The 18,706-nt window shown below is 48.6% G+C and carries 14 protein-coding genes; 6 read left to right on the top strand and 8 right to left on the bottom strand.

What is annotated here, in order from left to right:
* Positions 1–90: 90 nt before the first annotated feature.
* On the bottom strand, positions 91–1,782 hold the full coding sequence (locus tag BZG81_RS10250) for an NAD-dependent malic enzyme (RefSeq protein ID WP_077677295.1): 1,692 nt from the start codon (positions 1,780–1,782) through the stop codon (positions 91–93).
* 373 nt (positions 1,783–2,155) lie between these two features.
* Between BZG81_RS10250 and BZG81_RS10245 the strand changes: the two genes are divergently transcribed.
* Entirely contained in the window at positions 2,156–2,893 is a 738-nt protein-coding gene (locus BZG81_RS10245; protein WP_021023239.1) for a substrate-binding periplasmic protein, read from the top strand.
* A gap of 71 nt (positions 2,894–2,964) precedes the next feature.
* Here the strand turns inward: BZG81_RS10245 and BZG81_RS10240 are convergent, their stop codons facing one another.
* The 3 genes from BZG81_RS10240 to BZG81_RS10230 form a co-directional block, all read right to left on the bottom strand.
* Entirely contained in the window at positions 2,965–3,447 is a 483-nt protein-coding gene (locus tag BZG81_RS10240; protein ID WP_077677294.1) for a YajQ family cyclic di-GMP-binding protein, read from the bottom strand.
* Positions 3,448–3,500: 53 nt separating this feature from the next.
* Complete coding sequence (locus BZG81_RS10235) at positions 3,501–4,556, bottom strand: 3-deoxy-7-phosphoheptulonate synthase (protein WP_021023237.1); 1,056 nt, start codon at positions 4,554–4,556, stop codon at positions 3,501–3,503.
* Between the two features lie 229 nt (positions 4,557–4,785).
* Complete coding sequence (locus tag BZG81_RS10230; protein WP_077677293.1) at positions 4,786–6,255, bottom strand: protein adenylyltransferase SelO; 1,470 nt, start codon at positions 6,253–6,255, stop codon at positions 4,786–4,788.
* A gap of 158 nt (positions 6,256–6,413) precedes the next feature.
* Here BZG81_RS10230 and BZG81_RS10225 point away from each other — a divergent pair, with 158 nt between their 5' ends.
* On the top strand, positions 6,414–7,253 hold the full coding sequence (locus BZG81_RS10225) for a CvfB family protein (RefSeq protein WP_077669076.1): 840 nt from the start codon (positions 6,414–6,416) through the stop codon (positions 7,251–7,253).
* A gap of 191 nt (positions 7,254–7,444) precedes the next feature.
* On the opposite strand, the gene BZG81_RS10220 is transcribed toward BZG81_RS10225, so the two are convergent.
* Genes BZG81_RS10220 through BZG81_RS10210 form a run of 3 tightly spaced genes read right to left on the bottom strand, consistent with a single transcriptional unit; the run spans position 7,445 to position 13,108 of the window.
* The gene (locus BZG81_RS10220) at positions 7,445–10,081 is read right to left on the bottom strand and encodes a PqiB family protein (RefSeq protein WP_077677292.1); all 2,637 of its coding nucleotides are present in this window, start codon (positions 10,079–10,081) and stop codon (positions 7,445–7,447) included.
* Entirely contained in the window at positions 10,044–11,303 is a 1,260-nt protein-coding gene (locus BZG81_RS10215) for a paraquat-inducible protein A (RefSeq protein WP_158011840.1), read from the bottom strand. Before BZG81_RS10215 ends, BZG81_RS10220 begins: the two co-directional genes overlap by 38 nt.
* A 2-nt stretch (positions 11,304–11,305) precedes the next feature.
* Positions 11,306–13,108, bottom strand: coding sequence for an ABC transporter ATP-binding protein (locus BZG81_RS10210; protein WP_077677291.1), 1,803 nt, complete (start codon positions 13,106–13,108; stop codon positions 11,306–11,308).
* 76 nt (positions 13,109–13,184) lie between these two features.
* On the opposite strand from BZG81_RS10210, the gene BZG81_RS10205 reads away from it, so the two are divergent.
* From BZG81_RS10205 to BZG81_RS10190, 4 genes are all read left to right on the top strand, one after another.
* The gene (locus BZG81_RS10205) at positions 13,185–13,643 is read left to right on the top strand and encodes a GAF domain-containing protein (RefSeq protein WP_077669079.1); all 459 of its coding nucleotides are present in this window, start codon (positions 13,185–13,187) and stop codon (positions 13,641–13,643) included.
* Between the two features lie 115 nt (positions 13,644–13,758).
* Complete coding sequence (gene proQ, locus BZG81_RS10200) at positions 13,759–14,415, top strand: RNA chaperone ProQ (RefSeq protein ID WP_021023230.1); 657 nt, start codon at positions 13,759–13,761, stop codon at positions 14,413–14,415.
* Between the two features lie 17 nt (positions 14,416–14,432).
* A complete protein-coding gene (prc, locus tag BZG81_RS10195; RefSeq protein ID WP_077677290.1) occupies positions 14,433–16,460 on the top strand; it encodes a carboxy terminal-processing peptidase in 2,028 nt (675 codons plus the stop codon).
* Positions 16,461–16,587: 127 nt separating this feature from the next.
* Complete coding sequence (locus BZG81_RS10190) at positions 16,588–17,244, top strand: hypothetical protein (RefSeq protein WP_077677289.1); 657 nt, start codon at positions 16,588–16,590, stop codon at positions 17,242–17,244.
* A gap of 70 nt (positions 17,245–17,314) precedes the next feature.
* On the opposite strand, the gene pncB is transcribed toward BZG81_RS10190, so the two are convergent.
* Complete coding sequence (gene pncB, locus BZG81_RS10185; RefSeq protein ID WP_077669081.1) at positions 17,315–18,487, bottom strand: nicotinate phosphoribosyltransferase; 1,173 nt, start codon at positions 18,485–18,487, stop codon at positions 17,315–17,317.
* Positions 18,488–18,706: the final 219 nt, after the last annotated feature.

Genomic DNA, 18,706 nt, shown 5'->3' with positions numbered 1-18,706 from the left:
GGACAGCACTCGATAATAGCGGGTGCGGCAAGTAGGTGGAATGGTAGCAAAAAAAGCGCCTGAGTAGGCGCTTTTTCTGTCAGTCTTTGGTTAAAATGAGGTGCGTTTGTAAGCGCGGTATTCAGGCGACCAAAAACTCTCCTCGATGCGCTTTTTCAGTGCCTCATCAGAGAGCTCGGCGGCGACGCCTTCAACAATCGCTTCTTTAGCCACCTCAAACGCAATACGTTTTGATACTTGGGTAATATCCTCCAACGGTGGGAGCAGGGCGCCGATCCCTCGCTTCGCCAGAGGAGAGCATTCGGACAGTGCTCGCGATGAGGCCATTAGCATGCCATCGGTAACACGAGAAGCCCCGACGGCTAATACGCCAAGCCCGATGCCYGGAAAAATATAGCTGTTGTTACACTGTGCGATGGGGAAGGTTTTGCCATTATCTAAACGGACGGGCTCAAATGGACTTCCTGTGGCAACTAGCGCTTGACCATCGGTCCAACGCAAAATATCAAATGGCGTCGCCTCGACCCGGCTCGTGGGGTTAGATAAAGGAAAAATAATCGGGCGTGGACAGGTGGCATGCATTTGTTTAATGACATCTTCAGTGAATAACCCTGGTGCCCCCGATACGCCGACGAGCACGGTGGGTTTCGCGTTTCGAACCACGTCTAATAGTGAGATGTTGCTATCTTCWAGCTGCCACTCCGATAGTGCCTCGCTTTTTTGTACCAGCTTTTGCTGGAAGTCGAGCAAGTTTGGCATTGCATCGACTAATAGACCCCAGCGATCGACCATATACACGCGTGAGCGAGCTTGTGCATCTGAAATGCCCTCCGCGACCATTTGTGCAATGATAGCTTCTGCAATACCACAACCGGCAGAGCCCGCGCCTAAAAAGGTGATCCGCTGTTCAGACAACTTGGTGCCAGCCGCTTTACACGCGGAAATTAATGAGCCCACGGTGACTGCTGCCGTCCCYTGGATATCATCATTAAAGCAGCACACCTTGTCTTTATAGCGTTCTAGGATTGGCATGGCATTTTTTTGCGCGAAATCTTCAAATTGGATCAATGCTTCAGGCCAGCGGCGCTGTACTGCTTGGATGAACTCTTCAATAAATGCATCGTACTCTTGGCCGCTAATCCGAGTGTGGCGCCATCCCATATACATGGGATCGGAGAGCCGTTGTGGGTTATTGGTTCCTACATCCAGAACAATAGGAAGGGTATAAGCCGGACTGATCCCACCGCACGCGGTATAGAGCGATAGCTTTCCGATAGGGATGCCCATGCCACCGATCCCTTGGTCGCCTAATCCCAGAATCCGTTCTCCATCGGTGACCACTATCACTTTGACATTGTGACGAGACGCATTGTTTAAAACATCATCAATACGATCGCGGTTTGGATAAGAAATAAATAACCCGCGTCCGCGGCGATAAATATTGGAAAAGTTCTCACACGCCGCCCCAACCGTGGGGGTATAGATGATAGGCATCATTTCGGTGATGTGGTTCGATACCAGTCGGTAAAACAGCGTTTCGTTGGTATCTTGAATATTTCTAAGATAGATATGCTTATCGATATCGTTTTCGAAGCGTTGGTATTGCTGATAGGCGCGCTCGGTTTGTTCTTCAATGCTTTCTATCGCGTCTGGCAATAATCCTTCAAGGTTAAAGAACTTACGCTCTTCAACACTGAATGCGCTGCCTTTGTTTAATAGTGGCGTTTCTAGCAGAGCTGGCCCCGCGTAGGGGATATAAAGAGGACGTTTTTGATTATTCATGAATGATCAGACTCGATGGTTCTTTTCGTTGGGTCGATGACGAATGTTGGGCGTTATCATGTGCCTTCGTGGCGTTTTTATGTCCTTTGCCGAACGCTTTTTGTGCGTTAGGTAGCGATAGCCCCAGGCGATTTGCAATAAAGGGTAAAGTTTAGGCATGAATGGTGACCTAATTCAACTTTTTTACCTCAATGTGCGGTGTGGGTATTAGCAAAGTTGCGCAAGAGAAGAGCGAGGGGTCTACACTTTGCCTGTAGGCCACAACGCAGTGCGGTTTAAACTTGCTACTCGGTGACCGACAGCAATTGATTGAAAGCAAATAATAAAGATGTTGGCTGTACACATTTAATGGAAGGTAAAAAGAGGTAGTCCAATGAAGTCACTTATTGCCGCCAGCTTGCTGGTTTTTTCGACCACGACTCTCGCTGCTAATTTAAGCGATTTAGATTATATTACAGAGGTGTATCCCCCGTTCAATTATGAAGAGCGTGGTGAGTTAAAAGGGATTGCCGTTGATTTTCTAGAGGCTGCGACTAAGGCGGCGGGTGAGCCAATTAGCCGTGATCAAGTGAAATTGCAACCGTGGGCGCGTGGTTATGCGACCGCGTTGTCTGAACCCAATACGGTCCTTTTTTCAACCACACGCACCGCAGAGCGTGAAGATAAGTTTAAATGGGTTGGGCCCATTACCGATACCAAAGTGGTGGTTTGGGCGCCAAAAAGCAAAGAGATAACAATCAATAACGCGAGTGACTTTGCTGACTACAAAGTTGGCGTGGTACGAGATGATGTGGGTCAACACCTATTAGAAACGATGGGCGTTGGCAAGAAATCAATTCGTTTATCCCCGAAACCGGACTTGTTGGCAAAACAATTAGCCGCTGGGCGGATAGATATGTGGGCTTATGAAGAAAATGTGAGTGCGTATATCATGAGCCAGAGCAATATCGATACCAGCCAGTTTGAGGTGGTGCATGTGTTAAATGAATCACAGCTTTATTACAGTCTAAGTAACAATACACCAGACAGCTATGTTGAAAAACTGCAAGCAGGCGTTGACCAGGCGATCATGGACGGTACGCTCGATGAGATAAAAAATAACTACAAGTAGCGCGGGGCATCACAAAGAATAAAAACGGGCGCTTCAGGCGCCCGCTTTTAGATAGTTCGAGGCTTAAACCGTTAGTCGCGGAAGTTCTCAAACTGAAAAGGTTGCTCAAAATCACTGTCTTTGATCAATTGAATTACAGCCTGTAAATCGTCGCGTTTCTTAGCGGTAACACGGACTTGCTCACCTTGAATTTGCGTCTGGACCTTCATCTTGGCATCTTTGATCGCTTTGGTGATCTTTTTCGCTACTGGCGTCTCAATGCCATTTTTGAACTTCACCTGTTGTGAAAAGCTCTTGCCGGAATGGACCATTTCCTGAATATCCATCGCGCGTGCATCAACGCCACGCTTGGCCAAGTTGCTGCGAAGCATATCCATCATTTGATTCACTTGAAAGTCAGCCTCAGCAATCACTTTTACCGCTTCTTTATCCAAGTCAAAATTGGCTTCCACACCACGAAAATCAAACCGTGTTGCCAGTTCACGATTGGCATTATCAACGGCATTTTTGAGTTCCACTTTGTCAATTTCAGACACAATATCAAATGAAGGCATAGTCTCATCCTAGTTAGGGGCATGCTCTGGACATGCCCATGTTCAATCAATGGTTATGTATTTTTTCGCGCCATGACAGCGTTGGCAAGTTGAGCCAAAACCTTTTCGGTATCTTCCCAGCCGAGACAAGGATCGGTAATCGACTGACCATAGGTGCGTGAATCGGCACTCCCCATTGCTTGATTACCTTCTTGTAAAAAACTCTCAGCCATAATGCCAGCGATCGCTTGCTCGCCACCATGGATTTGCGCGGCAATGTCTGCACACACCTCTAATTGACGACGGTGCTGCTTTTGGCAATTACCATGGCTAAAATCAACCACAAGCTTGGTAGGTAAGCCAAAACCTGCCAGCGTGTTCGCGGCTGCCTGTACATCATGCGCGTGATAATTCGGCTGGTGTCCGCCGCGCAAAATAACATGGCCGTCAGGGTTGCCGGCAGTGCGATAGATTGTCATGGCGCCATGTTTGTCCGGCGAGCAGAACAAATGCGATTCACGGCTCGCACGAATCGCGTCGACGGCAATAGTAATATTACCGTCGGTGCCATTTTTAAACCCAACAGGGCTTGAGAGCGCTGACGCCATCTCGCGATGAATTTGGGATTCGGTAGTTCGAGCGCCGATCGCGCCCCAGCTAATTAGGTCAGCAATATACTGACCGGTAATCATATCGAGAAACTCGGTCGCCGTCGGTAAACCCATTTTATTGATATCGAGCAGTAACTCACGCGCGGTGAATAGCCCCGCACGAATGTCGCCGCTACCGTCGAGGTGGGGATCGTTGATCAAGCCTTTCCAACCGACAACGGTGCGCGGCTTTTCAAAATAGGTGCGCATCACCACCAATAATTGATCTGTGTATTGATCGGCTAGGGTTTTGAGCTTTGCTGCGTAATCACGGGCCGCGGCTGGATCGTGAATCGAGCAAGGGCCGACGATCACGAGTAGTCTAGGGTCTCGGCCATTGAGAATATCGCTAATCGCACGTCGTGCGGTGGTTATGTGGTGAGCAACACTGTCAGTAACGGGGTGGGCAGCTTCCACCTCTGCAGGCGTAGGCATGGTATCGACCACACGGGTTCGAAGCTCGTCGGTTTTCAGTGGCATAGAGGACAGCCTTCCTCACATTTTTATCTGTTGCGAAGCCAGTAAGATAGCAAAAAAAGCGGCCTGTGAAAGCATCAATGTGATATCTGTTGGATTTTTTCTTCCAGAGCGGCAAGGTGTCACGCCTACCAACAGGTTACGCGTGACGATGATTGACGGATTGAATGAAGGTTATTATGTTACCCTGTCACTCAATCCCTTGATCAATCTGTGTGTTTAATACTCAGCACTAGGATGAACAACTCAAGGTGAGATCTTTGTCTTCTTCCGCGGGCCGTTGTGCTAGATGGGCCAATGCCGGATGTGCATCAAAGGGAGCGGCTAATACAGTGATCAGATCGTGCGTAGGTTGCATGTTACCTTGTTCTGCGGCATCAATGGCTTGCTGAGCCAGAGAGTTACGCAAAATAAATCCAGGGTTTGTTGCTCGCATACGGTTTAGTCGTTCAAGCGAATCAAGATGATGGATACGTTGATGGTAATCGCTTAGCCATTCACTCAAGCTGTCGGTATCGGCAATCATGTCTGAAAACTGACTGAGGCTTGGTGCGGTGAGTAGGGCATCGTTTTCAATCTCGCTGAGCCGGCGAAAGAAAAGGGTATAATCGACACCTTCGCTCTCAAGCAATGAAAAGAGCGCATTAAATAAATGGCTATCACCCTGCTGTGCGTCCGGTAAGCCCAATTTATCACGCATTGCTTTGCTATATGCCACTTGCAAATGATGTTCATAGCCGCCAAGAATGTCGTTGATCACCGCACTGTCGAGCAGTGGCGTGAATGCGTAACCCAATGCGGAGAGGTTCCAAAGTCCAATGGCGGGTTGTTGATTGAAGGCGTAGCGTCCGGTGTGATCCGTGTGATTGCAAATATTGCTGGGATTGAAATCATCTAAAAATGCGTAGGGGCCATAGTCAAAGGTTTGGCCCAGGATCGACATATTGTCGGTATTCATCACGCCATGGTTAAAACCAACGGCTTGCCATTGAGCGATCATTCCAGCGGTGCGCTCGACAATTTCTTGCAGCAATGCCGCATACGGTTGCTCGGCTTTGGCAAGTTCAGGGAAATGACGCGCAATTACATAGTCGGCCAGTGTACGCAGCGCGTCATGTTGTTGGCTAAAAAATAAATACTCAAAATGACCAAAACGGACATGGCTTTCTGTCACCCGCAATAACGTTGCTGCTGTTTCCATTCGCTCACGCATGACAGGCGTGTCGCTCGTGGCCATGGCGAGAGCGTGCGTGGTTGGGATGCCAAGTCCGCGCATTGCTGCACTGGCTAAGTATTCACGGAGCGTTGATCGTAGCACGGCCCGACCATCACCATGGCGACTGTAAGGTGTTTTACCTGCCCCTTTTAGATGCCAATCCCACAGTGTGCCGCTGTTATCACGCCACTCGCCCAGTAATACGCCACGCCCATCACCGAGCGCTGGATTGTATTGACCAAACTGGTGCCCCGTGTATTTCATGGCAAAAGGCGTGCGGCCGGCCAAGGGTTGCTCTGCCGATAATAACGCGCGAAAGGTATCGCTTTTGATGTCTGCATCGGTTAAGCCGAGTTTTTCCGCCAAGGTGGCGTCATAGGTTAAAATTCGCCCGTTATCTAGCGGCGTTGGTGTAACGGACTTACCGAATGCGCTGCCCAACAGGCTAAAACTAAACCGAATGTGTTCGCCATTAAATACTGCCATGTTTCCCCCTTATTTGCTTTAGCCAGCCTAACAGGGTTACGACGACTAACAAGAGACAGAAAGTAAGGGTATTTTTTCTGCGACGCGTCGGATCAACAACGCATCTTACGTGCAAATTGCGTATACTTGGGGGCATTATTTTTTATCGTGTTGAGACAATGATTAAACTAGGCCAATTTAATACGCTTACTGTGGTCAAACAGGTAGACTTTGGGGTGTTTCTGGATGGAGATGACTACGGCAATATTCTCCTCCCCAAGCGTTATGTACCGCAGAATACTCAGCTTGGCGACGACCTTGATGTGTTTATTTATTTCGATTCTGAAGATGACATCATAGCGACCACCGAAACGCCTTATGTGCAAGTGGGTGAGTTTGCATCCTTGCGTTGTGTTGGGGTGAACTCAGTGGGCGCGTTTGTTGACTGGGGGTTGAGTAAAGACTTGCTGGTGCCATTTAGTGAGCAACGCACGCGTATGGAAGAGGGCAAACCGTATGTTGTGCGCGTTTATACTGACAATGCATCAGGGCGCATTGTGGCGAGTCGTAAATTTAACAAGTTTATTAGCGACGCACAGCCCAAAATGCAACAGGGAGATAAAGTCACGGTACTGATCACGGATAACACCGATCTGGGCTATAAGTGTGTGGTCGACAATCAACACTGGGGACTGATTTATCGCGCTGAAGCGTTTGGTAAGTTGTTTATTGGCAAAAAACTCAGCGCCTACGTCAAACATGTACGCGACGATGGCAAAATGGATTTATCGCTACAAAAACCAGGTAAAGCCCGGGTCGATGAGTTAGGCGATAAAATCTTACGTACGCTGGAAAACAAAGACGGCTTCTTACCGCTGAATGATAAAAGTTCGCCTGATGCTATTTTTGCTTTGTTTCGTACGAGCAAGGCGACCTTTAAAAAGACACTGGGGGGCTTGTATAAGCAGCGACAAATCCGGATCGAACACGATGGCATTTACTTAACTAAGTTCGATTAACATGACAAAAAAATGCCCGGTACGTCCTGTTCCGGGCTTAGGGAAAAGGCTCATTGGAGCCCGATGCCAATTTAACTTTGTTTCCTATAGTGTAGTCTATCATTAGTGGTTTTCCAGCGCGTGAAGAAAATAATGCGGGCGTGGAAATGTAGATAAAAGGGTATCGCGACAGACGCGCGATACCCTGGGGATCATCGCTTGGGAATCCTTGTCCGCCACGCTTTCCATGCGGTTTTCCCTTCATCATGGAGTAAAAAATGCTGTTGATCCTGAGCGATAGGCTGAAGCGGCTTGTCCTCAGGGGTTGAGAAAGCAATCCCGCCTTTTAGCAAACTATCAATGGTACCGCTTTTTAAATCGGCACCGGTTAATCCTATCGAGACATCTACGCCTGATTGATTCCAAAATACAGAGTTCTCGCGTACTAAATAGGCATAGTCGGGAGCAATGTGTAACTCGAATAAAACGCGATCAGCGAGTTCACCCAGTGTTACTTTAGCGACAGTGCCTACTTCTATTTCTCGATACAACACAGGCGTACCTCGGGTCACTGAATGGYGCGCATCGCTTTCTAATATCAAAGTGAGTCCTTGCGGATACTTTGGCGTCTCATGCAGGACAAACTGCTGGGAAAACTCACCTTGGCCGGGCTCGACGGAGATATAAGTTCCAAATAAGGAGTCTAAGTTTTCTGTCTTGGTCAGACTTAGTACGGGTTGCGTCAACCAAAAGTAACTTCCTTGACGCGCCAATGCGCGTTTATATTTCGGGTAGAGCCTTGCGTGTATACGCACCTTCTCCTGGCTGAAATCTGGCGACATGTCGATCACTTCACCCACATCGACGCCTTGATAGCGAATCGCACTGCCTACTTTTACCCCATTGGCTTGGTCGACTGTCAGCATAATATCAACACCATATTGGGCTGCGTCTTGTTTGGAAGGGTAGAGCTTCCACTCTCCGTTGCGTTGATTACTGATCCCCGGCATGTCGCCAAACGCGATGCCACCATTGAGTAGCGAACGGACCGAGCCTGTATTAATTTCAACGCCACGTAAATTGGCTTTGATATCCAGTCCGGATTGGTTCCAAAACACTGTATTGCGATGAATTAAGTGCTTGTAGCGGTTATTGACAGCGATGGCGATGGTGACGCTCTGACCGTTTAATTGGTAACCCTCCACTTGACCGACAATAAAGTTACGATACATCACGGGGCTACCTTCACTGATACTGGGTAAGCGGTCAGCGACAAGCGTAAAGCGCGTTTGGCCTTGTGCGCTTTGGTTGGCATGTTTTGCTTGAATGGATGACGTGTAAAGCGGATAGGTATCGTTGGCGCCTTTCGCCCCCTCGCTGGTGAAGCTAAGCGCCGGATCGGCAATTTGTTCCATTGCAGGCACAACCACGTCGAGCCCTTTACCCGTTAGCTCACCAGTAATGCCGCCAAGGATGAAAAATTGCGATGCTTGTTTGACGAGGTGACGATATTGCGGGTCGATCACCACATCTATCGTGACATTGTCACTTGCATTGAAGCCGATATGGTCAATAAAGCCGACCTCTATGCCGCGGTGTAACACTTTTGTATGTTGAGAGAGACCATAGGCATCGTCTGCGGTCAGGGTGACGGTTAAGGCATTGTCTTGTTGTTTACGTTGTTGATGGCGGTTGGCAGCGGTGAATAGATGGTCCGATGTAACGGAATCTGCGTCCGCAGAACCTGGCTCAATCGATAAATAATTGCCAAGTACGAGGTTACCGATGTTTTTCAAGCCATCAAAGCCAATTTGTGGTTGCTCGATTTTTATACGCGTGTCTTTGTTCAGTAGCCAGGTCATACTGGGATCGAGTTTGGCGGTGGCGATAGGACCAGGATAATTGTCTGTGATCTCAATACGCGTAATTTCACCCACTTCTAATCCTTGGTAGGTGATCCGTGTGCCTCGGCCCGGCAGACCGTGATCAGCGGGTAAAGAGATGTTTAATGTTTGCCCCCGCGCGGCATGCGCGAGACTCGAATACAATTGAAATGGCTGATTCGCATCCGAACGAGGGCTGTTATCGGGAGAGTCGAACGCAATGCCTCCCGCAATTAAACTTGCCACGCTATCTAATTCGAGTTCAACGCCAGAAGCATCGATTCGTGTTTTAAGCCCACTGACCGACCAGAAACGTGTCTGCTCTTTTAGTAAGTGTGCGAATTGGGGTTCAATCAACGCCGAGAGCGTCACGCCTTGCGCGTCACTGTCGAGCCGATAGCTATAAACCTCGCCGACTTGAATTTTACGGTAATAAAGGGGAGAGCCGACATTAAGAGAACCCAGGGTCGGTGCTCGCAGTTTCACCGTCGTCCCCGCCTTTTCGGCCATATCTGTCGGTGGCTCGTCGCGTGCGGTAAATGTCAGGCGAGGCTCACCTTTTCCTGGCTGCAAAGCAATGTAGTTACCGGATACTAAGGTTTCTAAGCCACTGATCCCAGTGATGGAGGCGCGAGGCTTGACCAGCCAAAATTCGGTCCCGGAAGTTAAAAGCTGTGTGGCTTCTGGATAGATATTGGCATCGACATAAATACCATCAAGATCGTCAGCCAAGGTAATATTGCGCACCTTGCCGACCTCCAGCCCTTGATAGCGTATAATGGTCCGCCCAGCTTCTAATCCTTGTGCATCACTAAAAAGGATCTGGATCCGTTGCCCGGCTTCATTGATTGACTGAAACACCAACCATGCGGCTAAACCTAGCGCCAGTATAGGGAGTATCCATAGTGGAGACAGGCCATAGGTGGTTTTAATTATCGGTGAGGGTAGGTCTTGTTTGTCGCTCATGATGATCCCATATCAAACGCGTATCAAGAAATTCGGTGGCGAGCATGGTTAATACCACGACAATGCCAAACGCGATGGCGCCCGGCCCGGGGGTAAAGTCCATAATGCGACCACGATCAATTAATGCCACCATAAATGCAATGACGAATAAGTCCATCATTGACCATTTTCCGATCCACTTAACCCCACGATATAGCCACATATGCTGACGAGGTGTAATGGCAGTGCGGCGCCGAAAACTGATTAGTATTAATCCTAGCCCCAAGATCTTGGCCACTGGAACGATGATGCTGGCGGTGAAAATGATCACGGCAATACCAGGCATGCCATTATTGATTAAGCTCGCCACCCCAGAGAAGATGGTGTCTTCAAGCCGAATACCGTTAGAAAATAAAATTGAGATCGGATACACGTTGGCTGGAAACAAAAAAATACTGGCTGTGATCAAACATGCCCATGTCTTTTGCTCACTGCGAATGACACGCCGATAAAGAGGCTGGTGGCAGCGCTGGCACGCACCTTGGTCTGCGGTCTGTGTTAAGCCACAGTGACCACAACGAATGAGTGTGGACGTGTTATCCGATGGTGTCGCAGCTAAAGAAAATGTATCCCAGTATCTTTGTGTATTCACTCTGACCAGCAGCACAGAGAGCAAGATCTGGATAACCGCGTAACAGGCGAGGCCGATGGAGAAATGCAGGGAGGCATAGTCTTGAATTTTAAAACAAGCGATGGCCAAACTGACCATCAAAACATCCGCCATGACCCAATGACGACTATGGTCAACTACCTTGACCGCAAGACGAAAGCACCGAATCGCTTGACGTCGTCGTGCAAGGTGTAAAGTGAGTAAAGCGCTGGTAAAGATAAGTGGCCCTAGAGAGGCACAAATCACCACGAGCGCAGCCACAAAAGGAAAGTCGGACCAAAGGCGCGCAGCACCAGTCAATAAGGAGACGTTGATCGTTGAGCCTAATAAATCTATCGATAGCAAAGGTTGGAGATGGGCTGGCAAGAAAAGGATAAGTATCGTCAAGGTTAACGCTATTTCACTATTAAATGATAAGCGTCGACCCTGTGCGAGTTTGGTCGCGCAGCGTGGGCAAATGGCAAGATGGTCATAACCCGTTTGACAGCCTTGTAGCACCCGATCACAACCCGGGCACCTTATTTGACTTGGATAAGATGCCGACAGGGTGTTGTCTGGTGGTTGCGTTCTCACGATTATTTCCCTGCTACCTGTTGGAGTTGTCCATATAAGGTTTGATAAACACCGGGTGCATTCACCAGTTCGGTGTGTGTCCCTTGTTGACTGACCTGACCTTCATCGAGCACATAAATCAGATCGGCTTCTTTAACCGCTGACAGCCGATGTGCAACAATCAGTGTCGTACGACCGGCTAAAAAGGTTTGCATTGCTTGATGCAGTGCGCGTTCAGTGGCGGTATCGAGTGCCGACGTGGCTTCATCTAAAATCACCAGTTTAGGGTCGCCGAGCAGCATACGCGCAATTGCAACACGCTGGCGCTGACCGCCAGATAAGCGCACCCCTTGGCGTCCCAGTGGGGTCTCTAAGCCTTGAGTCAGCTGATTCACGACATCGCCCAGCTGTGCGCGCTCCAACGCTTGCCAGAGCGTCGCATCATCAAACTCACGCCCCAGACTTAAATTATTTCTTAAGGTATCATTAAACAGTATGGGCTGTTGCAATACCACGGCAATTTGATGACGAAGCGCATCCATATTGATGTCATGAATGGAATGGCCATTAAAGCGAATATCACCCTGTTCTACAGGGTAGAGCCCTAACAACAGCTGAATGAGGGTTGATTTGCCGCCCCCACTTGCGCCGACGAGGGCCACGCGTTGTCCGGCCGGGATCTGCATGGTGAGACCATCGAGAACCGCTTTGTCATCATCATACGCAAAGTGAAGATTATCTATCTCAACATCGATTGCTTGCGGGTTCTCCCTCCCTGAAACGAGCTCGCCTGGATCGATCCCCTCTGGACGCCGAGTTTCTTCGGGTAATTGCAAGACCTCGTTAATCCGAGTCATCGCTGCTTTGGCGCTATACCACGCAAACTGGATCCCGAGTAGCTCTTGAACTGGCCCGAGCATAAACCATAGATAGCCAAACACGGCAAACATCAAGCCGATAGAAAGATCACTAAAAAAGACCATGCCCATCGCGACCGCGCGAAAGAGTTCAAAGCCGACTAAAAACATTAAGAACGAAAGACGACCCGCCGCCTCAGATTGCCACGCGTATTTATCGGCGCTCACTTTAATATCATTTGCACTGTCATCAAGTTGCTTTAAATAGGTCCGCTCTCGGTTAGCGGCGCGAAGTTGATATAATCCGTCTAGGGTATCGACCAGTCGCTGTTGGAACTGTTCAAAGGCTCGGTTTTCGCGCGTTTTAAGGTGTTTTACGCGTTGGCCGAGGGCACGACTCAGCGCCACCACAATGGGATTAATCAATAAGATAAACAAGCCTAATCGCCAGTCAATCCAAAGCAAAACCACCGCTGTCCCGGTGACAGTGAGGATCCCGATAATAAATTTACTCAGCGTGGTCCCGATAAACTTATCGATGGTTTCCACATCGGTGACAAGGTGAGAAGTCAGCCCGCCACTGCCACGAAGTTCGTACTCTCGCATGCTGATACGGCCGAGTTTTGCAATCAGGTGCTGACGGATTTTATAGGTGATGGCTTTACCCACCAGCGTAAATTGGCGACCTTGTAAGATGTTCAACCCTTGGCTGATAGTGCGCATCAATACCACGATCACTAAGACGGCAGCGATATAGTACGCAGCCTGTTGCCAGCTTTGTGGCAGTATTGTGTTAAGTACCGACAGCCCCCAATCGGGTTTGTCGAGTAGCACCTCGTCGACCAATAATGGCATCAATAGCGGAATTGGCACACTGATGAGCGTGGCAGCAATGGCGACCACGTTTGCCCAGATTAGCCGCGTTCGATGAGGTCGTGCTTGGTCAAGAAGCCAGCGCCAAGTGATCATAAATCAAGATACTCAATTGAAATGTCTTTAGATTCTTTCTATTGTAATGGTCTTGTTGATTGAGATGCAGTGATTTATGGAAAACAAAGCGGATTTTTATCGTTTGTTAACGCAACAAGCGGTGGCTTTATGTGAAGGTGAGCCTAACCTTATCGCTAAGCTTGCTAATGTGAGCGCCTTGCTAAATAGCCAACTTGACGATATCAACTGGGTGGGATTTTATCTTGATGACGGTGACGAGTTAGTGCTTGGACCATTTCAAGGCCAACCCGCGTGTGTTCGTATTCCTTTTGATAAAGGTGTATGCGGTGCGGCTTATCGACAAGATATTGTCATGCGAGTTAAAGATGTCCATGCTTTTGAAGGACATATCGCCTGTGATGCCGCCAGTAACGCTGAAATTGTTCTGCCAGTGCACGTCAACGGACAACGGCATGCGGTACTCGATATTGATAGTCCAAGTATCGGTCGATTTGACCAAGAAGATGAGCATGGACTGGCTACCTTGGTCAAAGAAATGCAAAAACACTTATGATTTCGCCAATCTTGGTAGTTTTTTAATATCAGGTATCTATAATACGCACCACTTTCATACTTAAATACACGTAGATACGCTGCTGCAGTTTTGCTGCAGCAGGCCAGGAAAAAACATGGAAAATACTGAAAAGCTCGCGAACAGCAAAGAAGTCATTGCCTATATTGCTGAACGTTTCCCTAAATGTTTTACTGTTGAAGGCGAAGCCAAGCCATTAAAAATTGGTATTTTTCAAGATCTTGCGACTCGTCTTGACGGCGATCCCAAGGTAAGCAAAACCCAATTGCGCGCCGCGCTTCGTCAGTACACGTCTTCCTGGCGTTATCTGCACAGCGTGAAACCCGGTGCGTCACGCGTCGATTTAGATGGCAATGCGTGCGGCGAGTTAGAGCAAGAGCATATTGATCATGCGGCTCAGGCTCTAGCAGAAAGTAAAGCACGGGCCGCTGAGCGTCGTAAGCAACAACAGGCGAAAAAAGCGGAGTCTCAGGCGAAAAACGGTGAAAAAGCGCCAGCCAAAGGCAAAAAAGCGGCAGCGCAATCGGCAAAAGGCCGTACAAGTAAACCAAAGCCCGCTAAAATGACTAAGAAAGAGAGTGAGCCACGTCGCGAACTCAGCGCCAACGACGTTGTCGTAGGCAAAGACGTAAATGTGAACATGGGCAATGGTAATTTACCTGCGACCATTGTTGAAATTAATAAGGATGAGGTGCGGGTTCGCCTAACTAACGGATTAACCATGTTAGTAAAAGCGGAGCACCTCAGCGCCTAAAGGAGACTCCTCGACGCATGTTTTGTCGACGCCGCGTTTCGGCGATTGCTGCCAGCCTCATGCTGGCAGCATCTGCCCAGGCCGTAGAGGCCGATTTTCAACTCAGTGAGTTACCTTCACTCTCTGCTGAACCTCAACACGAAACCGCTTCTAAGCGGGTAACCTCTCGTTTTACCCGATCGCACTACAAGCAGTTTACGCTCGATGACGCGTTCTCAGCGGCTATTTTTAAACGCTACCTTGAAACGCTGGACTATAACCGTGTCTTTTTGACTCAGGATGATGTCGACACGCTATCGCGTTGGGAAGATCGTTTAGATGACCAATTAAAGGCGGGTGAAACAGAAGCCGCGTATGCGATTTATAACCGGGTTCTCAAAAAGCGCTTTGAACGCTATCAGTACGCTTTAAAAGTACTCGATAAACCGTTTGATTTTTCCGCAGATGAGAGCATGGTACTGGATCGTACTGAGCGACCATGGGCGGCAAATCAAGCGGAGCTTGATGCGATTTGGGACAAGCGAGTCAAAAATGACGCATTGAACTTACGCCTCACGGGGAAAGAGGATGATGCGATCCGCGACACCCTAGGGAAACGGTATAACAGTGCGTTAAAACGCCTCACACAAAGCCATAGTGAAGATGTGTTTCAAGTCTACATGAACGCCTTCGCCCGTGAGGTTGATCCGCATACGAGCTACTTATCTCCCCGTAATGCCGAACAATTTCAATCGGAAATGAACCTGTCTCTTGAAGGGATCGGTGCCGTTTTACAGGTCAAAAACGAATATACCGTCATTCGTTCTCTGGTTGCTGGTGGCCCTGCGTCCAAGTCAAAGCAGTTGTCACCAGGTGACCGCATTATTGGTGTTGGCCAGGAAGACGAATCGGTTGTCGACGTTATTGGCTGGCGTCTGGATGACGTGGTGGAACTGATCAAAGGCCCGAAAGGGAGCGAGGTTCAACTCAAAATTCTTCCTGAGGGCGCTAATGCTAAAAGTTACAACGTCACGTTAACCCGCGATAAAATTCGTCTTGAAGATCGTGCGGTGAAGTCGGAAGTGATCGCGCGCGGCGAAGATAAAATTGGTGTACTCACGGTACCGGGGTTTTATGTCGGCTTAGCCGATGACACCAAAAAAGAATTGGCAAAGTTACAAGAGAAAGATGTCAGTGGCATCGTTGTCGATTTACGTAATAACGGTGGCGGGGCGCTGAGTGAAGCAACGGCGCTCAGTGGTTTGTTCATCGACAAAGGCCCGATTGTGCAAGTAAGAGACAGCTACGGTCGAGTGAAAGTCAACGCCGACAGTGATGGCAAAAGCTATTACGATGGCCCAATGACCGTGCTGATAAATCGCTATAGTGCCTCTGCGTCAGAAATTTTTGCCGCTGCCATGCAGGATTATGATCGAGCGGTAGTGATTGGCGAACAATCGTTTGGTAAAGGAACAGTGCAACAGCATCGTTCGCTCAACCATATTTACGATTTGTTCGATAACCCACTGGGTTACGTGCAATATACAATCCAAAAGTTTTATCGCATCAGTGGCGGCAGTACCCAAAATAAAGGTGTCGTACCTGACATTGCGTTTCCATCGCCTGTATCGCCTGATGAAACCGGTGAAAGTATGGAAGACAATGCATTGCCTTGGGATCGTATTGAAAAAGCGGATTATCAGGCACAGTCTTTGCCTGAATCAGTGATTGATACCCTCGCGCAACGTCATCAAGCAAGGATTGCTGACGATCGAGAGTTCGGTTTTATTCGTCAAGATATCGCGCGCTATCAAAAAGAGAAGGACGACAATACCTTGTCTTTAAATGAGAAAGTACGACGTCAAGAGATAGATGACGAAGATGCAGACCGCTTAGCGCGTTTAAATGCACGTCAAGAAGCCATGGGTGAGCCTCGCTTCAAGTCACTCGATGATGTACCTAAAGAGTATGAAGAGCCCGATGCCTACCTAGACGAAGCCGCCAGTATTACGCGAGATCTGGTTAATCTCACGACATCGCTTAACAAGYCATCTCTTAACGAGTAGTGCGCCCGAAAAAGACACGACTGTGATCACGATAAGCCTGGGTCATCCGACCTGGGCTTTTTTTCACTCAAAATGAGAACTAGGTCTAATCTTAGTAATAAGGCATCACCATCAGTAGGGGGAAGGTATGCGTTATTTCTACGGGATCACACTTGCCATGTTTATGGCATGGCCAGTGCATAGCGAGGATTTAGGGCGCTTTGACGTTCCTTTACTGCTGGGGCAATGGTACTGGTTTAGTGAAGCAAGCGAAACATCACCCCCCCATCCTTATAAAGCAATTAATATCTCCTTTAACTCCCACTATGAATTTCGTATCGATATGTTACGTCGTAACGGAAAGCTGGAAACAGCGGCCGGCCAATATAGCGTTACTCAGCAAACACTGAGGCTTTATGATGAGAATGGCACGGATCAGGTACATGCTTATCAATTGAATCATCACCAGTTGCAATTACAGGGGGCTATCTTTACGAAGTTGCTTCCAGACAACCTGAGTGGTTTGTGGCGTTCAAACAGTATTGAAGGTGATGATGTTAGCGAAGACGTAGACGGTGTGTCGCTAAAGTTGCGCCCAGACTTTTTGTTTGCGATGCAAGTAAGAGGCGATAGTGGCCGTTCAGTGACCCATCGAGGCGTCTATTTGGTCGAGGGGGATCACTTAATGTTGATTTACAAAGAAGGGCGTCACTCGTCGCAATACCAACTGGCCGCTGATACTTTGCGATTAACCAATGATGTATTTGGTATGGAAGCGGTATTACAACGGCAACGCCAAGAATAGCAGTGTCAAGAATCGTTCAGCCCGTAAAAGTTGGTTATCGTCATGGCATTTTACGGGCCCAATCCGTGATTCACGGCGACAAATTAAATGCGGCCTTTAGCGCCGATAAATGCGCCTCGTCCTTACAAATCGCCTTGTTCGGTTCATCCGATATTTTGGCTACGGGTTTGCCTTGGCAGCTGGTCAGCTTGATCACCACATTTAGTGTTTTCACATTGGGTAGATCACAAGTCAGTTGTGTGCCAATCCCAAACGACGTACTCGCCTTACCCGCAAAGTGTTGATAAATATGAATGGCTTTAGCCAGTGTCAAGCTATCTGAAAAAACGAGTGTTTTATCTTTAGGATCGATATGGTGGTGGCGATAGTGCGCAATGGCTTTTTCGCCCCAGATGATGGGATCGCCGCTGTCGTGACGTAAGCCACTGAATGCCTGAGATAGAGACGCATCAAGATCGCGCAAAAAGGCATCCATATTGATACAGTCGGTAAGGGCGATCCCAAGACTATTCGGATACTCGCGTAGCCATACATTAAGCGCGAGCTGTTGAGAATCTGCTAGATCGCCCGCCAGTTGTTGGTGGGCTTGAAACCACTCATGCGCTTGTGTGCCAACCGGAGGAAGCCCTAGCTGCTTTGCTAACCAGCAATTCGAGGTACCCTTTAGCGGTGGATAAACGGCGTGTAAACGCGTGACGATAGCCTGATGGACATCGCGCGAAAAACGACGGCGCGTACCAAAATCAACCAGATGGAAGTCATCCGAGTAGCCATCGGCCGGTAAGTGTGCCAGTTTGTCGTCAAGGCGCGCTAAGGCATCCGCGACTCCCAATTCTGGATAGCAAGCGCGATTGCGTAGCTCACAGATAATCGCAAGCAGTGGCACTTCCCACAGAATAACGTCACACCATGGCCCATCGATATGCACAGCAAGTTGCCCCTCTTCAATGGACACCGTCACCTGTTGAGGGTTGAGCTGGAAGTGCGAGAGGTAGGCGAGAAAATCAGCCTGATACAAATCTAACGAGGAGAGATAATCAATCTCGTCCGCTTGGAAACGGAGTGTCCCCATGTGGTGAATATGGTCGATAAGCTGTTCGCGCAGATAGGCAAGGTTTTCATCACTGCGGCAATAAAAGTCCGCACTGACATGAACGTCAGGGTAATGATGAAAGACAGCCTGCTGCATATTCAGTTTATAAGCATCAGTATCCAAAAGCGATGTGATGATCGGATTGTGCATGCGTGAGGAACGCCTTACGGGTTACAAAACGAAATTGGCTTCATAGTACCGTAATTTTCAAAAAATTTAACCGTCGTCACATTATATTTCCGCATGGATTGGCAGGCTTCGTTGACATTTTGTTGCGCTTTTAACCACTGCCGTTTGTTTTTAGTACAGCGACGTGTCTTTGTCTGCCTCCCATTGAGCGGGCGTTAATCCTTTGTCGCCATCGCGTTA

The organism is Salinivibrio sp. MA607 (assembly GCF_001996245.1).
GTDB classification, from domain to species: Bacteria; Pseudomonadota; Gammaproteobacteria; order Enterobacterales; family Vibrionaceae; genus Salinivibrio; species Salinivibrio costicola.
The sequence above is the reverse complement of the archived record's forward strand: the minus strand, read 5'-3'. Positions and strand labels throughout refer to the sequence as shown.